This is a genomic window from Kitasatospora sp. NPDC093558 (assembly GCF_040683475.1).
Classification (GTDB): domain Bacteria; phylum Actinomycetota; class Actinomycetes; order Streptomycetales; family Streptomycetaceae; genus Kitasatospora.
Genome location: NZ_JBFBDY010000098.1, coordinates 1 through 18726, shown reverse-complemented (window position 1 = coordinate 18726; position 18726 = coordinate 1). Strand labels below are relative to the sequence as shown.

Sequence of the window (18726 nt, the reverse complement as noted above, 5' to 3'; positions counted from 1 at the left end):
CGTACCGCGCCGCGGTCGCGTGTTCGGGGTGTCAGCGCGAAGCGCGCAGCTCCGGGAGCTGGATCAGCTCCGTCTCCTCCTCCGGCGTCAGGTCGACGACGGTGGGCTCGCCCTGCTCCGGCGCGGCGCCACCGGCGCCCTGGGCCCCACGGGCCTCCTGCGCCTCCTGCGCCTCCTTCGCCTCCTGCGCCTCGGCCAGCGCCTTCGCGGCCACCGCCTCGTCGCCCACCACGTCCGCCAGGTCCGTCCGCTCGTTCAGCTCGGCGACGCTGCCGACCGACGGCGCCGGGGCCGCCGCCCGCACCGCGGCACCCGGGCTGCGGCCGAAGAAGCTGAAGCCCTGCCCCCGCGCCTGCCCGGACTGCCCCGGGCGCGGACGCTGCCGCTCGGCCGGCGCCGCTGGCGCGGCCGGCGCACCGCCCAGCTGGCCCACCGTGGCGGTCAGCACCGGCCGCACCGGAGCGGCCTTCACCGGAGTCGCGGCCTGCTGCGGCGCAGGAGCCGGGGTCGGGACGGACGGAGCCACCGGTGCGGGCACTGCGGGAACGGGCACGGCGGGAACGGGCTTGGTGGGCGCCGGAGCCTGCGCGGCCCGCGCCGGCGCGACGGGAGCCGTCCGCGCCCGCAGCGCGACCTCCGCGCCCGCCGACCGCTCGCGCTGCTCCTCCTGGGCCTGCGCCCGCCGCTCCAGCAGCCGCAGCACGGCCGCGGCGCGGACGAACGCGGCCGGGCTGGCCGGGTACTTCGGACGGCTCGCGGCCAGCGCCCGCTGGGCCGCCTCCGCCTCCTTGAGCGCCTGCTCGGCGACCATCACGGCCCGCTCGCGCAGCAGCCGGGCGATCTCCGTCTCGGCCTTCGCCAGGCGCGACTTCTCCGCGGTCAGCCGCCGCCCGAAGCGGGTGGCCCGCTCCTCCGCGACCTCCGCCGCGTACTCGGCCTCGGCGAGCTGCTCCTCGAAGCGCTCCTCGGCCCGCAGCCGCTGCGCGACGGACGTCTCGGCCGCGGCCCTGGCCGCCTTGTCGCGCTGCTTCAGCAGGACCGCGAAGCCGAGCGTCGCGGAGACCGCCGCGACACCGACCGAGCGGACCAGGATGGTGTCCTGACTGAAAAGCAGAGCGGCCAGAGCGGCGACGAGGAGCACGCCGGCTGCGGTGGGGGGAAAGACCCGGCCGAGGACGGAGGAATGACGGTGGCGTCCGCGAGACATGCCAAGAAACTAGCGTGCGAATTGGGGCCGTGTCAGCCCAGGGTCCGCTTTGACCCTTGACACTGTGCAAGATTTACCGCACGTGCCCGGCACTTCACCCAAGATCACGACAAATGCCCAGCTCAGCGGTGCGAGGCCGCCGGACCGCCCGGATCGTCGTGATTCTCCGGCAGCTTGCACACGTGCTGGAGCCAGAGCGCCGTCGCGATCACCGCGGCGCCCGCGAGCACCGCGAGGCCGGCCGTCACCGCCTGGTCCTTGCGCGCCGACACGTCCAGCTCGCCGAGCAGGTAGATCCCCGCCCCCGCGTAGATGCCGGTCACCACCGCCGACACGAGCGCGCTGGCCTGCCCGAGCACCACCGCCCGGGCCGCGAGCAGCGGATCGACCCCCTTCGCGCCCGGCTGCCGCTCGCGCACCGCCTTCAGCCGGCCGCGCAGCGAGATCGTCGTCGCCAGCAGGATCACCGCCACCGCGGCCAGCACCACCGGCGCCGCCGCCGGCACGGCCGGCAGGGTGTCCAGGGAGGCCCACAGCTTGGCGCCGGCCCACGACAGCGCCGTCGTGGCGGCGGTGATGCCGATCAGCAGGCGGAGGCGAAGCAGCTTCACGCGGAGGAGGTCCTTCCCGGGGTACCAGAGACGGCCGGCCGCCCGGGAGCCCGGTGCGGCGGCGCCAGGCCACCGGACCGGGCCCGGCCGGGCGGACACCCGCGCGGACGGCGGACACCTACTCGTACGGCCGGGCCGCCATCCGAGTTCCCCGGCCACCGGGTCCGGGCGCCGCTACTCCGGCAGCGTCAGGCGGATGTCGTCCCGCCGGCGCACGCCCTGGGCGTCCGGGCCGCCGAGCTTCTCCAGCAGCACGGAGACCTGCCCGTGCCCGGGCACCTCGGCCTCCGGCTGGGCGTCCAGCCACGGCGCCAGCACGAAGGCCCGCTCGTGCGAGCGCGGGTGCGGCAGCACCAGCTGCGGGTCGTCGCTGACGACGCCCTCGTACGCCAGGATGTCGACGTCCAGGGTGCGCGGGCCCCAGTGGACCGTCCGCACCCGCCCGAAGGCGTCCTCGATCGCGTTGCCGCGCTCCAGCAGGTCGCGCGGGGGCAGCGAGGTGCGCAGCACGACGACCGCGTTGTAGTAGTTGGGCTGCTCGTCGGGCCCGCCGACGGCCTCGGTCTCGTAGACCGCGGAGACGGCCTTGATCCTCAGCCCGGGGGTGTCCGCGAGGGCGTCCACGGCACCCTGCAGGGTGTCCAGGCGGTTGCCCAGGTTGCTGCCGAGGGCGATCACCGCGCAGCGCTGGCTGTGCAGGGTCGTGTCGGCGGAATCCACCCGGCTCTCCAGGTCGAACGTGGTCGGCGAGGTGGTCGGGTCGCTGTTCATCGAGATTCCTCTGCATCGGGTACCGGGCGCGCGGCTGCGGTCATGCGCGCGTCCGGTGGATGGTCACGGTCACGTCGTCGAACGGCACGGTGATCGGGGCGTCCGGCTTGTGGACGGTCACCTCGACCTCCTCCACCGCATCGTGCTTGAGGCACTGGTCGGCGATGCGCTGCGCCAGGGTCTCGATCAGGTCGACCGGCTCCCCGGCGATGATCGCGGTGACCTCCTCGGCCACGATCCCGTAGTGCGCCGTGCGGGTCAGGTCGTCTCCGGACGCGGCGGGGCGGGTGTCCAGGTACAGCACGAGGTCGACCACGAAGGTCTGGCCCTCGGCGCGCTCGCGCTCGAAGACGCCGTGGTGGCCCCGGGCTCGCAGGCCCCGCAGGGTGACGCGGTCCAGCAAACGAATCACTGCTCCCAGTCGGACGGGCCCCGCCCGAGGAAAAGGCACGGACGAGCAGGGCGGAGGCGGGCGGGCGGCCCGCCACTCCGTTTCGAATCTACCTGCGGGCACAGACGACGTCTGACCGTCCTACCCGGCACGAACCGTCGCCACGCGCGCCGAATCGGCGATTGACGTGAACGTTCGGTGACCACTTCGAAATTCCCGGGCGACGATTCGGCGGTGTTTTCCCCGGGCCCGTCCGCTCAGTCCTCGTCGTCCTCGTCCCCGCTGGTCAGCACGGGTGAGCCGTGGTGCGACCAGAGCTTCCACCCGGCCGGGGTACGCCGGAAGAGATTCGTCGAGACGACCTTTCCGCCGACCAGCGGACCGAGTTCCCCCTCCTCCTCGGCCTCGCCGCCGGAGAGGATGTTCTCGGTGCACGTGACAAGGGCCACATCACCGTGCACCTCGGCCTCGACATCGGTCAGGAAGAACTGGATGTACTCCGTGTTCATCATGATCAGCATGTACGACCGGGTCACCTGGGCCCGGCCGCGCAGCACCGGCCAGCCCGGGTGCACGCACACCACGCCGCCCTTGTCGTCGGCGTCCGCGGCGCCCAGCCAGGCGTCCTCGACCGCTTCCAGGTCCCCGCGCTCCAGCGCCTCGTAGAGCGCCCGGTTCGCCGCGAGCACGGCTTCCACGTCCGCCTCGCGCGCCCGTCCCGCCGCGGCCCCGCTCAACCTGCCGTCACCTGCCACAGACCCTCCCGTCCTACCCCAAGCGCGCCGCGCGCTGCCAGGCGGCGACCACCCGGACGGCATCCGCCGTGCCGGACACGTCGTGCACCCGCACCGCCCACGCCCCGGCCCTGGCCGAGAGCACCGACACCGCAGCGGTCGCGTCGTCGCGCTCCCTGGCCGGGCGCAGCTCCCCGGTTTCCGGGTCGGCGAGCAGCGTACCCAGGAACCGCTTGCGCGATGCGGCGACGAGGACGGGACGGCCGAGCGCGGTGAGCGCGTCCAGCCGCCCGAGCAGCGCCCAGTTGTGCTCGGCGGTCTTGGCGAAGCCCAGCCCCGGGTCGAGGATCAGCTGCTCCTCCTTGACGCCGGCCGCCACCAGCGCGTCCACCCGCGTGGTCAGCTCGGTGACGACGTCCGCGACGACGTCACCGTAGACGGCCAGCCGGTCCATGTCGGCGGACTGCCCGCGCCAGTGCATCACCACGAACGGCACCCCGGTCTCGGCGACGACGCGGGCCATGGCCGGGTCGGCGAGCCCGCCGGAGACGTCGTTGACGAGCGCGGCGCCGGCCGCGACGGCCCGCTCGGCGACGGAGGCGCGCATGGTGTCGATGGAGACCACGACCCCGGCGTCGGCCAGCTCGCGCACGACGGGCAGCACCCGGGCGAGCTCCTCCTCCTCGGTCACCCGCTGGGAGCCGGGCCGGGTGGACTCGCCGCCGACGTCCACCAGGTCCGCGCCGCGGGCCCGAAGCGCGAGCCCGTGCGCGATCGCGCGGGCCGGGTCGTGCCACAGCCCGCCGTCCGAGAAGGAGTCGGGCGTGACGTTGACCACGCCCATCACGGCGCAGCGGCCGAGCCGCGGCAGTCCGGCCGGAACGGAGAAGGACGGCGAATCACTCATGCGCCCGCCTCGCTTCGCTCGGCGAGGGCATTCGCCCACACGCGCCCTTCAATGACTCGCTCGCTGCGCTCGCTCATGTCCCCCATTATCGAACGGGGCCCCCGCCGAGGATTCTCGGCGGGGGCCCCGTTCGGTCCTGCGGTGCCTCAGGCGGCCTCGGTGACCTCGCGGGCGGCGGAGGCCGGCATCAGGCCCTCGCGCTGGCGCTTGCGGCCGAAGCGCGGCATGCCGAGGGTGATGAAGGCCTCGGCCTGCATCGCGGCGAAGCCGATCCGCGGCAGGTCGCGGGTGCTCGGGAACACCAGGAAGCGCGGCTCCCACTCGGGCTGGAACTTGGCGTTGAACTTGTACAGCGACTCGATCTGGAACCAGCGCGACAGGAAGACCAGCAGGCCGCGCCAGGCCCGCAGCACCGGTCCCGCGCCGATCCGCTCGCCGCGGGCCAGCGCCGAGCGGAACATCGCGAAGTTGAGCGAGACCCGGCGGATGCCCAGGGCGCCCACCTCCTGGAGGGCCGCGACGATCAGCAGCTCGTTCAGGCCGGGGTCGGCGGCGCGGTCGCGGCGCATGAGCTCCAGCGAGATGCCGTCCGGGCCCCACGGGACGAAGTGCAGCACGGCCTTGAGGTCGTCGCCGCTCTCGCCCTCCTCGGGCTCCTTGTGGGCGGTGACCACGACGCAGTCGTCGTCGAGCGGGTCGCCGAAGCGGCCGAGGGCCATCGAGAAGCCGCGCTCGGTGTCGGTGCCGCGCCAGCGGGCGGCGGCGTCGGCGATCCGGTACTTCTCGTCGAGTTCGAGGTCGCGCACGCGGCGCACCTTGCAGGAGTAGCCGTTGCGCTCGATCCGCTTGACCATCTGGCGGACGTTGCGCATGGCGCGGCCGGAGAGCGAGAACGCGGCGGTGTCGACGATCGCCTCGTCGCCGAGCTCCAGCGCGTCCAGGCCCGCCTCGCGGGTCCAGACCTCGCCGCCGACCTCGCTGCAGCCCATGACGGCGGGCACCCAGGCGTGCTCGCGGGCCTCGGCCATGAAGACCTTGATCGCGCCGGGCCAGGCCTCGACGTCGCCGACCGGGTCGCCGGAGGCGAGCATCACGCCGGAGACCACCCGGTAGGAGATGGCGGCCTTGCCGGTGGGCGAGAAGAGCACGCTCTTGTCGCGGCGCAGCGCGAAGTAGCCGAGCGAGTCGCGCTCGCCGTGCCGGTCGAGCAGGCCGCGGACCTTCTCCTCGTCCTCCGGGGTGAGCTCGGGCTTGGGCTTGCCCGGGCGCAGCGCCAGGTAGGCGGTGGTGAAGGCGGTCAGCAGGCCGAGCCCGCCGAGCAGGTAGGCGACCAGGTCGGACATCCGCTCGTTGGTGTAGCGGATCGGGCCCTCGAAGCCGAACAGGCCGTAGGCGACGTGCTGGAGCCGCTCGTACAGGCCGGGGTGGCCGACCTCGTAGCGGGTCCGGACGCTGACGATCATGAGGCCGAGCAGGCCGCTGACGACGCCCATGGCGATCAGGTTGACCAGCGCGCGCCAGCGGGTGCGCGGGTCGGCCTTGGCGTAGAACTCGCGGCGGTGCACGAGCATCACGGCGAGGACGACGAGGGAGACGACGGCCGGGCCGATCTGGTGCCAGCGCACGATGTGCAGCGCGGCGCCGACCGGCAGCAGGACGCAGACCGCGCGCCAGGCCCGGCGCTTGCGCCGGCGCAGCGCGTGCGCGAGCAGCACCAGCAGGAGGCCGACCATCAGCGTGCCGACCGCGGCCAGGGAGGTGGTCCCGCCCGGCAGCTGTCCGGCGACGGTGTGCATCTTGGTGTGCCGGAGCTTGGGGAACACCGCGCTGGCGATGTCCACCAGTCCGATCAGCAGACAGGCGTAGCCGACCGCACCGGGCAGCCAGGCCCTCGGGACGGCAGCGGCCTGGTTGCGCAGCGTCTGCAGTCCGCGGCGGCGGCGCGGCTGCTCGGGGCTCGGCTCATCGGACACGGGAACACTCATGGGAGCTCAGCGTAGAGGCTGCGGGGGGCTGTCCTGTCACTCCGGGGGAGCACGTGTGATGGACCTTCATGCCTTTTCCTTCATCAGGCCATACGCACACAAAGGAACCGGAAACGGGGGGTAAACCGGTTTCTGGGCGCGCTGCGATCGAGCCGGGGGTGGAAGCCGGGGGTCACCGTCGCGTGGCGCGACGCGGACCTCCGGGACGCGTTACGTACGGTGGACGCCGCATTCTAGGGCGCCGGTTGCCCCCGCTCGTCCCCCGGCCTCCCGGACGGCCCCGGCGTCCGGACAGCCTATCCGCGGTGGCCCCGGCTGACGGACCGCCAGACGATGAAGCGTGCACCGACAGGGTCCCATCGGAAGGCCGACGGCATGGAACTGACCAGCGACGCGCTGGTGAACTCGCTGCTCGCACTCGGCGCTGCGGCTCTCATCACCACCCTCTGGATCTGGCCCCGGCTGGCCCGGCAGCGCCCGCTGCCGGTCCTCGGCCGGATCGGCCTGCTGACGGTCACTCAGGCGTCCGTCCTGGCCGTGCTGGCGCTGTCGGTGAACAACTCCTTCGGGTTCTACACCTCCTGGGACGACCTGCTCAACCCCGGCGGCGCGAAGCTCGTCCTGACCAGCAACGAGAACCACAAGGGCGGCACCCCCGTCTCGGACGCGCTGATCCAGCCCACCACCGAGGGCGGCCTGGAGACGGCCCCCAACCTGCCCAAGGGAGCCCCCGAGGAGGTCGGCAAGATCGAATCGGTCCGGGTCTCGGGCAAGGAGACCGGTTACTCCGACCAGATGTTCGTCTACCTGCCGCCGGAGTACTTCGACCCGAAGTTCGCCCTGGTCCGCTTCCCGGTCATGCTGGGCATCGCCGGCTTCCCCGGCACCACGCTGAACATGCTGAAGGAGCTGCCGGTCGTCCAGACCGCGGCCGACCTGCAGAAGAACGGCAAGATGCCGCCGACGATCATCGTCCTGGCCCGTCCGACCGTCGCCCCGCCGCGCGACACCGAGTGCGTGGACGTCCCCGGCGGCCCCCGCACCGAGACCTGGTTCGTCAAGGACGTCCCGGAGGCGCTGAGCACCACCTACCGGATCGGCCGCTCGGCGGGCTCCTGGGGCGTCTTCGGCTACTCCACCGGCGGCAGCTGCGCGATGCGGCTGGCGATGCGCTTCCCGGGCGTCTACGGCAGCTCCGTCGGCCTGCACGGCGACTTCACCGTGCGTGAGGACCAGTTCACCAGCGGCAACCTCTTCAACGGCGACAAGAGTCTCGCCCAGCAGAGCGACCTCGGCTGGCGGCTGCAGAACCTCCCCGCCCCGGCGCTCAACCTCCTGGTGGTCTCCACGCGCAAGGAGGCCGACTACCCGCAGACCGTCCAGTTCGTCGAGCAGGCCCAGCAGGCCGCCGCGACCAGCCCGCAGTTCAAGGTCGAGTCGCTCTACCTGGACGACGGCGGCCACAACTGGGACAGCTGGATCCGCGAGCTGCCGGCCTCCCTGGAGTGGATGGGCGCGCACCTCGGCTAGCGCACGCGGGTGATTACCCGCCGGTCGGTCCGCCCGGCCGGCGGACTTGGGGGAACGTATCGCGGCCGCCCGTCCGACCCCCGGCGGGCGCCGCCCCGGATCCGCGCAGGAGGCGCCGTGCTGAGCACCCGCTCGCTCTTCAACGAGATCTACCGCAACGACCAGGCCTACCAGCTGTTCTGCAGCATCGCGGCCGGCGGCGAGGACCAGGGCGGCTGGGAGAACGAGCGGATCACCACGCTCACCCGGGACCCGGTCCTCGCCCCCAAGGTCGCCCGGCACGGCGCCGACGAGCGCAAGCACGGCCGGATCTTCACCCAGCTGCTGAACAAGCGCGGCCTGCCCAAGGTCGCCGTCCCCGCCGACGCCGACTACTGCATGCTGCTGGAGGCCAAGGGCGTCGGCCTGTCCCACGAACGGCTGAACAGCGACCTCCCGCTGACCGACCGCGAGATCATCACCTACCTCGCGCACAGCCGGGTCACCGAGCAGCGCGCGGCCGAGCAGATGCGCCAGCTGGTCAAGGTGTACGGCGACAACCCCGACCTCGGCCGCGCGATGCGGATGATCTCCGCCGACGAGGACAACCACCTCGCGTACTGCCACGAGGAGCTGCTGCGGCTGCGGGCCGAGGGCCACGGCCCGTACATCCGGCACGTCCTGGAGACCAGCGCCCGCGGCGAGATCCGCACCCACCGGGACGTCGGCCTCGCGGTGACCGCGCGCATGGCGCGGATCCTGCGCTGGCCGCGCTGGCAGCTGGCGGTCGTCACCCTCGGGGTGCACGCCCTCTACCTGTACGACCGCGCGTTCGGGTGGCGGCGCATGGTGCAGCTGCGGATGCCCGAGCGCCGCAACGCCCTGGGCACCCCGGCACCGGCGCACGCCGAGCACGAGGCCCTCTGAGCGCCCCCCTGCTGCCCTGAGGCCCCTGCCGCCCCTCAGCGCCCGATGATGAGGCTCATCGCCTCGGCCCGGGTGGCCGGGTCGCGCAGCTGCCCGCGCACGCAGGACGTGATGGTCTTGGCACCCGGCTTGCGGATCCCGCGCATCGACATGCACATGTGCTCGCACTCGACGACGACGATGGCGCCCCGCGGCTCCAGGATCCGCATCAGCGCGTCGGCGACCTGGCTGGTCAGCCGCTCCTGCACCTGCGGCCGGCGGGCGTAGACGTCGACCAGCCGGGCCAGCTTGGACAGGCCGGTGATCTTGCCGCTGGTGGACGGGATGTACCCGACGTGCGCCACCCCGCGGAACGGCACCAGGTGGTGCTCGCAGACGGACGTCAGCTCGATGTCCTTCACGAGCACCATCTCGTCGTGGCCGAGGTCGAAGGTGGTCGTCAGGACGTCCTCCGGCTCCTGCCAGAGGCCCGCGAATATCTCCTTGTACGCGCGCGCGACGCGGGCCGGCGTCTCCAGCAGGCCCTCGCGGTCCGGGTCCTCCCCCACGGCGAGCAGGAGCTCGCGGATGGCGTTCTCGGCCCGCTTCTGGTCGAAGGTCCCGACGACGGACGGGCCGTCGAGAGTCACCGGGTCGATCATGCGGGCCTCGCTTACTAAGGGGGGAACGTGGGGGCGAACAGCACGGATGCCGCGCCTCCAGGGTACAAACCCTGGTGACGCGGCATCCATTCCGTCCGGGGCTCCGCCCGGACCGCCGGATCAGCCCTCCGCGGGCGGCTCGGCGGACGGCAGCGGCGGGAGCTTCACGATGTCGACCGGAGCGGTGTCGGCCGTGGCGGCGGCGCCGTTGGTGAGCGCCAGCTCCTTGGGCGACTGCACCGGCGGCCGGGTGGACGGCGTGCGACGGGAGGAGCCCGTCCAGGCCGGCCGGGCCGGGCGCTTGACGATCGGGGCGAAGATCTCGGCGATCTGCTCCTTGTTCAGGGTCTCCTTCTCCAGGAGCTCCAGCACGAGGTTGTCGAGCACGTCGCGGTTCTCGACCAGGATCTCCCAGGCCTCGTTGTGCGCGGCCTCGATGAGCTTCTTGACCTCTTCGTCGACCAGCCCGGCGACCTCTTCCGAGTAGTCGCGCTGGTGGCCCATCTCGCGGCCCAGGAACGGCTCCGAGTTGTCGGTGCCGAACTTGATCGCGCCGAGGCGCTCGGTCATGCCGTACTGGGTGACCATGGCCCGGGCCGTCGCGGTGGCCTTCTCGATGTCGTTCGAGGCACCGGTGGTCGGGTCGTGGAAGACCAGTTCCTCCGCCGCGCGGCCGCCCAGCATGTACGCCAGCTGGTCGAGCATCTCGTTGCGGGTGGTGGAGTACTTGTCCTCGTCCGGCAGCACCATCGTGTAGCCGAGGGCCCGGCCGCGGGACAGGATGGTGATCTTGTGCACCGGATCGCTGTACTGGCAGGCCGCCGCGACCAGGGCGTGACCGCCCTCGTGGTACGCGGTGATCTTCTTCTCCTTGTCGGACATGATCCGCGTGCGCTTCTGCGGACCGGCCACGACGCGGTCGATCGCCTCGTCCAGGATGCCGTTGTCGATCAGCTTCTTGTCCGAGCGGGCGGTCAGCAGAGCGGCCTCGTTGAGGACGTTCGACAGGTCCGCGCCGGTGAAGCCAGGGGTGCGCTTGGCGACGGCCGACAGGTCGACGTCGGGCGCGATCGGCTTGCCCTTCTGGTGCACCTTGAGGATGTCCAGACGGCCCTGGAGGTCGGGGCGCTCCACCGCGATCTGGCGGTCGAAGCGGCCCGGGCGCAGCAGCGCCGGGTCCAGGATGTCGGGGCGGTTGGTCGCGGCGATCAGGATCACGCCGCCCTTGACGTCGAAGCCGTCCATCTCGACCAGCAGCTGGTTGAGGGTCTGCTCGCGCTCGTCGTGACCGCCGCCGAGGCCCGCGCCGCGGTGCCGGCCGACGGCGTCGATCTCGTCGACGAAGACGATCGCCGGGGCGTTCGCCTTGGCCTGCTCGAAGAGGTCGCGGACGCGGCTGGCGCCGACGCCGACGAACATCTCGACGAAGTCCGAACCGGAGATGGAGTAGAACGGCACCCCGGCCTCGCCCGCGACGGCGCGCGCCAGCAGGGTCTTGCCGGTCCCGGGCGGGCCGTAGAGCAGCACGCCCTTGGGGATCTTGGCGCCGACGGCCTGGAACTTGGCCGGCTCCTGCAGGAACTCCTTGATCTCGTGGAGCTCCTCGACCGCCTCGTCCGCGCCGGCGACGTCGGCGAAGGTGGTCTTGGGGGTGTCCTTGGTGAGCAGCTTGGCCTTGGACTTGCCGAACTGCATGACCCGGGAGCCGCCGCCCTGCATCTGGTTCATCAGGAACAGGAAGACCAGGACGATGATCACGATCGGCAGCATCGACAGCAGCAGGCTGACGAAGGTGCTCTGCTTCTCCGGGCTGATGGTGTAGCCCTCGGCGAGCGTGTTCGGGTCGTTGTCGTTGATCTGGGCCTGCAGCTTGTCGGCGATCGCGACACCCTGGTCGCCGATGTACGAGGCCTGGAACTTGCTGCCGGACGGGGTCTTGCCCGTACCGGCGTTGGACAGCGTGGCGCCGTCCTTCAGCTGGATCTTGATCGTGTTCGAGTCACCGGTGGTGATCTGCGCGGACTTGACCTGCTTCGCGTCGATCGCCGCGACGACCTGACCGGTGTCCACCGTCTTGTAGCCGTTCGAGTCCGAAACGACCTGCATCAAAACGATGACGGCGAGGACGGCCAGCACGATCCACATGATCGGCGCACGGAAGTATCGCTTGACGTCCATCCATGCGGGGCGTTGCCGCCCCGTCCCTCCTGCCACTCAGCGGCGCCGGGGGGCTGTGGGCCGCGGCGCATCCGGAATCGGTGCTCATGTGAAGAGCGGTTTATTGGACCGTACCGCAGTCGGACCCGCCCATGGCGGGAGCACGGCGACACGGCTGGTGTTCTTCAGTCCCCCCGGTCAACGGGCGGGAACAACCTACTGTTCCCGCCCGTAGCCCGAACGAGGCCCTCAGCCGCCGTAGACGTGCGGGGCGAGGGTGCCGATGAAGGGGAGGTTGCGCAGCTTCTCCGCGTAGTCCAGGCCGTAGCCCACCACGAACTCGTTGGGGATGTCGAAGCCGACGTACTTCACGTCGATCTCGACCTTGGCCGCGTCCGGCTTGCGCAGCAGAGTGCAGACCTCCAGCGAGGCCGGGCCGCGCGAGCCCAGGTTGCCCAGCAGCCAGGACAGCGTCAGACCGGAGTCGATGATGTCCTCGACGATCAGGACGTCCCGGCCGGCGATGTCGGTGTCCAGGTCCTTGAGGATCCGCACCACGCCGGAGGACTTGGTGCCCATGCCGTAGGACGACACGGCCATCCAGTCCATGGTGACCTGCGAGTGCAGGGCCCGGGCGAGGTCGGCCATGACCATCACGGCACCCTTGAGGACGCCGACGATCAGCAGGTCCTTGCCTGCGTAGTCCCGGTCGATGCGCTCGGCCAGCTCAAGGAGCTTGGCGTCGATCTCGTCCTTGCTGATGAGCACCTTCGCGAGGTCAGCGCCCATGTCGTTCTGGTCCACCGGGGATACGTCCTCAAACGTTCGGGGTCTGTGTGGCCGGCGGCCGGCTCCCCCGGGGCATGCCCGCCCGTCAGTCGCCCTGTCGCCGAAAGACCAGCGTGCCACACCTGCGGGTGGCCTCGACGCCCCCGGGTAGGTGCAGCGGCCCCTGACCCCGCCATCCGGTGACCAGCAGGTCGACGGTTTCCAGGTGCCGGGCGAACAGGTCGCCGGCCGGGCAGCCCGCCCGCAGCGCGGCCCGCCGCAGCACCCGGCGGCGGACGGCGGGCGGCAGCTCGGCCAGTTTCGCGGCGTCCAGGGCGTCCTCGCCGGTCCGCAGGTCCCGCTCGGCCAGGGCCGCCCACTGGTCGAGCGCGTCGGCGTCGTCGCGGAACAGCCGGGCAGTGCGGGCCAGCGCCTCGACCACTCCGCCGCCGAGGTGCTTCTCCAGCACCGGCAGCACCTCGTGGCGCACCCGGGAGCGGGTGTAGGCGGGGTCGGTGTTGTGCGGGTCGTCCCAGACCGGGATCGCCTGCGCGGAACAGGCCTGCCGGGTGGCGGCCCGGTCCAGCTCCAGCAGCGGGCGGCGGTAGCGGCCCTTCTGCGCGGGCATCCCGGCCAGCGAGCGGGCGCCCGAGCCGCGGGCCAGGCCCAGCAGGACCGTCTCGGCCTGGTCGTCCCGGGTGTGGCCGAGCAGCACCGCGATCGCGCCGTGGCGCTCGGCGGCCTCGTCCAGGGCGGCGTAGCGGGCGTCCCGGGCGGCCGCCTCCGGGCCGCCGCCGCGGCCGACCCGGACCGGGATCGCCTCGACCGGGTCCAGGCCCAGCGAGCGCAGCCGCTCGGCGACCTGGGCGGCGCGCTCGCCGGAGCCCTCCTGCAGCCCGTGGTCGACGGTGACGGCACCGACCCGCAGGCCGATCTTCGGGGCTTCGAAGGCGGCGGCGATGGCCAGCGCCATGGAGTCCGCGCCGCCGCTGACGGCGACCAGGACGAGCGGCGAGCCGGGGGCGGCCGGGGTGCGGGGCAGCCCGGACGGGTGGCGGGCGGCGTTGCCGATCAGCGTGGTGCCGACGGCGGCACCGACCAGCGGCGCGTCGGCCGCGCGCTCGCGGGCCTCGCGGGCGGGCGCGGTGAAGGTGGAACCGGCCTCGGCGGCGAGGTCGGTGAGCGTGCGGCGGACGGCCAGGCGTATCGCGGCGACGGCGGGGTGTGGGCCCACGGCGGACGACTCCTCGACGGAGGGGGGACAGGACGGCAGTGGGGCGCGGCGGGGGCCGCGCCGATATGAGCACCCTGTTACCGGGCGCTCACAGATGGTGGCAGAAAGGAGCGACCCGCTACGCCACCCGCGCCACCGGTACGACCACCGTCCCACGTTCGGGTGAATGGAGAAACGTATCTTCTCCCTCGGTCTGCCCGATTGGACCACTCGTACGAACGGGTTTGAAACCCGGTTGACCGCCGCCGACCGGCGGCGGTCCGCTGCTGCCCCGTCAGCGGGCGACGCGGGCGACCCAGGCGGCCGGGTCGTGGATCTCCTCCTTGGTCGGGAGGGTGTTCGGGGACGTCCACACCCGGTTGAACCCCTCCATCCCGACCCGCTCGACCACGCCCCGGACGAACACCGCGCCGTCCTGGTACTGGCGCAGCTTGGCGTCCATCCCGAGCAGCCGGCGCAGGACCAGGTCCAGCCGGTTCGCGCCGCGGTCCCGGCGCTGCTGGAACTTCTCCCGGATCTCCGCGACCGTCGGCACCACCGAGGGGCCGACCCCGTCCATCACCACGTCCGCGTGGCCCTCCAGCAGCGACATGACCGCCGTCAGGCGGCCCAGGATCTCGCGCTGCGCGGGCGTCTGGACGATCTCCAGCAGCCCGGTGGACGCCGCACCGGAGGGCTCCCGGCCGCCGACCCCCGACAGGCCGCCGCCCAGCGCGCCGGCCGCGTCCCGCAGGCGGTCCAGCAGGGCGCCCGGGTCGACGTCCGTCTCGCCCAGGAAGGACTGCACCTCGGACTGGATGTGGTCGCGCAGCCAGGGCACCGCCGTGAACTGCGTGCGGTGGGTCTCCTCGTGCAGGCACACCCAGAGCCGGAAGTCGGACGGGTCGACGTCCAGCTCCCGCTCGACGTGCACGATGTTCGGCGCCACCAGCAGCAGCCGGCCGGGACCGGGCCCGGCCGGACCGAGCCGCGGCTTGTCGAACAGGGCGGCCGGGCTGTCCGGCGCCTCCAGCGAGGGCTCCGCGGGGGCGAACGTCTCGTACTGGCCGAGCACCTTGGTCGCCAGGAACGCCAGCAGCGCGCCCACCTCGATGCCGGTGGCCTTCTCCCCCACCGAACCGAGCACGCCCGCGGCCGCGCCGTTCGCCCGGCGGGCCTGGAGCTTCTCCACGAGCGGCTGGACGACCGTCCGGAACCCGGCCACGTTGGCCCGCACCCAGCCGGGACGGTCCACCACCAGGACGGGCGTCGCGGCGGCGTCCGCCAGGCTCGACGAGCGCATCCCGGTGAACGCCCGCACGTGCTCCTCGGCCGCCAGGGCGTGCCGGCGCAGCTCGGCCACCACGGCCGCCGCCTCCGCCCGGCTCACCTCCGGCCCCGGCCGCACCAGCCGGGTCGCGGTAGCGACCGCGAGATTCCAGTCGACCATGTCAGAACCGCCACTCGCGCTCGTCATGCCCTCACCGTACGTGCTCCACCCCTCCCGGGGCAGCCACCCACCCCACCCACGCCCTGCCCCGTCCCGCCACCCCCCAACCACACCCGCCCCGCCCCGTCCGAGGTCGGTCCGGGCAGGCCGCGCAACGGGCCTGGGCAGCGGGCGGTGGAGGGCCCGAGCCGACGAGGACGCGGCCCCGGCAGCGCACGAACGGTGACCACGCGGGCCGCAGCCGACGGGCCCCGGACCGGCTGTGGCCGCCACGGCAACCCTGGTCCCCGGCGCACGCCTCACACAGGGCCCCAGGCCTCCTGGTCAGTGGCAGCCGCAGGTGGCGAGGCGGGCGGCCAGGCGGTCCATGGCGGCGCGGGCGACGTCCGGGTCGGCAGGGGTGCGGGTCATGACGGCGAAGGTGAGGAGGCGGCCTTCGGCGTCGACGACGGTGCCGGCGAGGGTGTTGACGCCGTTCAGGGTGCCGGTCTTGGCGTGGATCAGGCCGGCCGCGTCGGCGGCGCCCGAGCCGGAGCCGTAGCGCTTGCCGAGGGTGCCGGTGAAGCCGGCGACCGGGAGGCCGGTGAGGACCGGGCGCAGGGTGGGGTGCTGGTCCGAGGAGGCCAGGGCGAGGAGCTGGATCAGGACGGCCGGCGGGATCGCGTTGTCGGGGTTGAGGCCGCTGCCGTCGTTGATGGTCACATTCGTCATCGGCACGCCGAGCCGGGCGAGTTCCTGCTTCACCGCGGTCGCGGCGCCCTCGAAGCTGGCGGGCTGGTGCGCGGCGATGGCCACCTGGCGGGCGATCGCCTCGGCGATGGTGTTGTCCGAGGTGGTGAGGAGCCGTTCGACGAGCCGGGCGACGGTCGGCGAGTCGACCCGGCCGAGGACGGGCGCGGTGGCGGCGGCCGGGGCCGCGGCGGGCCTGGCCTTGCCGTCGACGGTGATGCCCTGGGCCTTGAGCAGGGCCGCGAAGGCGTCGGCGGCCGCCGCGGCCGGGTCGGCGACGCGCGCGGGCGCGTCCTCGCGGCTCTTCGGGTCGGCCTTGGCCTCGTCGACCATCAGCGGGACGACGAGCGGGATGTTCTCGGCGTCGTACTTCTTGTGCTGCGGGCTGCCCGAGTACATCGACAGGTCGTAGTCCAGCTTGACCGTCGTCGTGCCGCTCTCCTTGAGGGCGGCGGCGGTCTGCCGGGCGAGCGCGTCGAGCGAAGCGGGGGCGGTGTCGGCGTCCGTGGGCTGGCCCGCGATCTGCACCTGGTCGGCGGGCAGCGCGGTGAGCGTCGGGTCGCCGCCGCCCACGAGGGTGATCGCGCCGGGGTCGGCGCCCTTGACCACGCGGGTGGTGAGCCGGGTGTCGCCGGGGATCAGCGAGAGGGCCGCGATCGTGGTGGCGAGCTTGGTGGTGGAGGCCGGCGTCGCCGGGGTGTTCTCGTTGGAGCCGTACAGGAGTTGGCCGCCGGCGGCGTCCCCGACGGCGAGCGTGACGGAGCCGAGGCTGCGGTCGGCGAGGGCGGCGGCGAGCGCCTGCTGGAGGCCCTGGGCGGTGGGCAGTCCGCTCTTGTCCTGGCCGGCCTCGACGGTGGCGAGGACGGCGCCCGGTGCCGGGGCGGGGCGGGCGGGCGCGGACGCGCTGCCGCTGGGGGCGGGGGTGCCGGCCGCTGTGGTCGGCTCGGCCGTGCCCTGGTTGCCGGGGTCGCCGGAGCGCTTGCCCTTGCCGTGGCCGGTCCTGCCCTGCTCGCCCTGATCCCCCTGGCCGCCCTGGTTGCCCTGACCGCCCTGGCTGCCCTGACCACCCTGGTCGCCCTGACCACCCTGACCGCGTCCGGTGCTGTGCCCGCCCGGCATCGGGGACGGCTGCGCGTACGCACCGCCGCCCGCGCCCAGCACCGTCCCGGTGACCAGCAGCGCCACCCCGAACAGTCCCGCGGCCGTCCCCGTCCGGCGACGCCCCGCCCCGACCCCTGCTCCCACCGACCGGCCCCTTTCCCGAGCACTCGCTCCCGTAGGAGACACTTGGATTCTGTCAGTCCCTACCTTGGAGGAACCGTTGGAGTTCGACGTCCTTATCGAAATCCCGAAGGGCTCTCGTAACAAGTACGAGGTCGACCACGAGACCGGCCGTCTGCGGCTCGACCGGATGCTCTTCACCTCGACCCGCTACCCGGCCGACTACGGCTACGTCGAGGGCACGCTCGGCGAGGACGGCGACCCGCTGGACGCGCTGGTGATCCTGGACGAGCCGACCTTCCCCGGCTGCCTGATCAAGTGCCGCGCGATCGGCATGTTCCACATGACCGACGAGGCCGGCGGCGACGACAAGCTGCTGTGCGTCCCGGCGACCGACCCGCGCTGGGAGCACCTGCGGGACATCCACCACGTGTCGGAGTTCGACCGCCTGGAGATCCAGCACTTCTTCGAGGTCTACAAGGACCTGGAGCCCGGCAAGTCCGTCGAGGGCGCCAACTGGGTCGGCCGCGCCGAGGCCGAGGCCGAGGTGACCGCTTCGATCAAGCGTCTGGCGGACCAGGGCGGCCACTGAGCCGTCGTTCCGATCTCGATCGAGGCCGGTTCGAGGTCGTTCGGGGTAGGTCGGGACAGCCCGGGGCCGGGGTCGGCGGATTCGTCCGCGGGCCCCGGCCCTTGCCGTGTCCGGGGGTCTGACGCATCGTGGTTTACCGACACCCTGTCGGCATGATGTCGACTTAGGTTAGGCTAACCAAAACTGCCGGGCCCGATTCCGATCCCTGGAGGCCGCATGCCCACGCCCGAGCCCGTCCCGTTCTCCACCGTGCTCCGCACCGCCAGCAGCGAGGAGCACGAGGCCGCCGAGCAGTCCTCGTTCATGAGCCGCCTGCTCGGCGGGCGGCTCGGGGTCGAGGCCTACGCCGACCTCACCGGCCAGCTCTGGTTCGTCTACCGGGCGCTGGAGGGCCGCGCGGAGCAGCTGGCGCAGCACCCGCTGGCGGGCCCGTTCATCGACCGGGCGCTGCTGCGCACCGCCGCGATCGAGCGCGACCTGGCGCACCTGCGCGGGCCGGACTGGCGGGACGGGCTGGAGCCGCTGCCGGCCACCGCCGCGTACGTGGCGCGGGTGGAGGAGCTGGCCGCCGAGTGGCCGGCCGGGTACCTCGCGCACCACTACACCCGCTACCTGGGCGACCTCTCCGGCGGGCAGATCATCCGCGGCGTGGCGGAGAAGACCTGGGGCTTCGAGCGCAAGGGCGACGGCGTCCGGTTCTACGTCTTCGAGGAGGTCGAGAACCCGGCGGCCTTCAAGCGCGAGTACCGCGCCAAGCTGGACGCGGCCGGGCTGGCGATGGACGAGATGGAGCGGCGCCGGGTGGTCGAGGAGTGCAAGCGCGCCTTCGTCCTCAACGGCGCGATCTTCCACGACCTGGACGCGCGCTACCCGCTCGCGTCGTAGCCGGATACCGACTCAACCCGAAGGCCCC

Annotated in this window: 17 protein-coding genes; 4 read left to right on the top strand and 13 right to left on the bottom strand. The window is 72.8% G+C overall.

All coding sequences use genetic code 11. The features are described from left to right. Positions 1–31 precede the first annotated feature (31 nt). The 7 genes from AB0O00_RS13125 to AB0O00_RS13095 all read right to left on the bottom strand — a co-directional run bounded on the left by AB0O00_RS13125 (position 32) and on the right by AB0O00_RS13095 (position 6606). Positions 32–1141, bottom strand: a complete 1110-nt coding sequence (locus AB0O00_RS13125; RefSeq protein WP_363651126.1) for a hypothetical protein — start codon at positions 1139–1141, stop codon at positions 32–34. A gap of 188 nt (positions 1142–1329) precedes the next feature. Next, complete coding sequence (locus AB0O00_RS13120) at positions 1330–1818, bottom strand: DUF3180 domain-containing protein (protein WP_363651124.1); 489 nt, start codon at positions 1816–1818, stop codon at positions 1330–1332. 174 nt (positions 1819–1992) lie between these two features. Next, positions 1993–2589 carry a 2-amino-4-hydroxy-6-hydroxymethyldihydropteridine diphosphokinase gene (folK, locus tag AB0O00_RS13115; RefSeq protein WP_363651122.1) on the bottom strand — a complete coding sequence of 199 codons (597 nt, stop codon included), beginning with the start codon at positions 2587–2589 and terminating at the stop codon, positions 1993–1995. Between the two features lie 40 nt (positions 2590–2629). Continuing rightward, a complete protein-coding gene (gene folB, locus AB0O00_RS13110) occupies positions 2630–2989 on the bottom strand; it encodes a dihydroneopterin aldolase (RefSeq protein WP_363651127.1) in 360 nt (119 codons plus the stop codon). 248 nt (positions 2990–3237) lie between these two features. Beyond that, entirely contained in the window at positions 3238–3717 is a 480-nt protein-coding gene (locus tag AB0O00_RS13105) for a nuclear transport factor 2 family protein (protein WP_363651121.1), read from the bottom strand. Between the two features lie 31 nt (positions 3718–3748). Then, positions 3749–4621, bottom strand: a complete 873-nt coding sequence (folP, locus tag AB0O00_RS13100; RefSeq protein ID WP_363651119.1) for a dihydropteroate synthase — start codon at positions 4619–4621, stop codon at positions 3749–3751. Positions 4622–4767: 146 nt separating this feature from the next. After that, entirely contained in the window at positions 4768–6606 is a 1839-nt protein-coding gene (locus AB0O00_RS13095) for a phosphatidylglycerol lysyltransferase domain-containing protein (RefSeq protein ID WP_363651117.1), read from the bottom strand. 375 nt (positions 6607–6981) lie between these two features. Between AB0O00_RS13095 and AB0O00_RS13090 the strand changes: the two genes are divergently transcribed. Together AB0O00_RS13090 and AB0O00_RS13085 are read left to right on the top strand one after the other, a co-directional pair. After that, a complete protein-coding gene (locus tag AB0O00_RS13090; protein WP_363651115.1) occupies positions 6982–8136 on the top strand; it encodes an alpha/beta hydrolase-fold protein in 1155 nt (384 codons plus the stop codon). A 117-nt stretch (positions 8137–8253) separates the two neighbouring features. Then, the gene (locus AB0O00_RS13085; protein WP_363651114.1) at positions 8254–9042 is read left to right on the top strand and encodes a ferritin-like domain-containing protein; all 789 of its coding nucleotides are present in this window, start codon (positions 8254–8256) and stop codon (positions 9040–9042) included. 35 nt (positions 9043–9077) lie between these two features. Here AB0O00_RS13085 and folE read toward each other — a convergent pair whose 3' ends face one another. From folE to dacB, 6 genes are all read right to left on the bottom strand, one after another. Further along, the gene (gene folE / locus AB0O00_RS13080) at positions 9078–9683 is read right to left on the bottom strand and encodes a GTP cyclohydrolase I FolE (protein ID WP_363651113.1); all 606 of its coding nucleotides are present in this window, start codon (positions 9681–9683) and stop codon (positions 9078–9080) included. A 120-nt stretch (positions 9684–9803) separates the two neighbouring features. Beyond that, complete coding sequence (gene ftsH / locus AB0O00_RS13075; protein WP_363651112.1) at positions 9804–11861, bottom strand: ATP-dependent zinc metalloprotease FtsH; 2058 nt, start codon at positions 11859–11861, stop codon at positions 9804–9806. Between the two features lie 228 nt (positions 11862–12089). Continuing rightward, positions 12090–12644 carry a hypoxanthine phosphoribosyltransferase gene (gene hpt / locus AB0O00_RS13070; RefSeq protein ID WP_030059589.1) on the bottom strand — a complete coding sequence of 185 codons (555 nt, stop codon included), beginning with the start codon at positions 12642–12644 and terminating at the stop codon, positions 12090–12092. A gap of 70 nt (positions 12645–12714) precedes the next feature. Next, positions 12715–13842 (bottom strand): tRNA lysidine(34) synthetase TilS, encoded by a 1128-nt coding sequence (tilS, locus tag AB0O00_RS13065; protein ID WP_363651111.1) that lies wholly within the window; start codon positions 13840–13842, stop codon positions 12715–12717. A 274-nt stretch (positions 13843–14116) separates the two neighbouring features. Next, positions 14117–15298, bottom strand: coding sequence for a zinc-dependent metalloprotease (locus AB0O00_RS13060; protein ID WP_363651109.1), 1182 nt, complete (start codon positions 15296–15298; stop codon positions 14117–14119). A 297-nt stretch (positions 15299–15595) separates the two neighbouring features. Continuing rightward, on the bottom strand, positions 15596–17245 hold the full coding sequence (dacB, locus tag AB0O00_RS13055; protein ID WP_363651107.1) for a D-alanyl-D-alanine carboxypeptidase/D-alanyl-D-alanine-endopeptidase: 1650 nt from the start codon (positions 17243–17245) through the stop codon (positions 15596–15598). A gap of 76 nt (positions 17246–17321) precedes the next feature. Here dacB and AB0O00_RS13050 point away from each other — a divergent pair, with 76 nt between their 5' ends. Then, positions 17322–17813 carry an inorganic diphosphatase gene (locus AB0O00_RS13050; protein WP_363576123.1) on the top strand — a complete coding sequence of 164 codons (492 nt, stop codon included), beginning with the start codon at positions 17322–17324 and terminating at the stop codon, positions 17811–17813. Positions 17814–18029: 216 nt separating this feature from the next. Further along, positions 18030–18698, top strand: coding sequence for a biliverdin-producing heme oxygenase (locus tag AB0O00_RS13045; RefSeq protein WP_363651105.1), 669 nt, complete (start codon positions 18030–18032; stop codon positions 18696–18698). Positions 18699–18726: the final 28 nt, after the last annotated feature.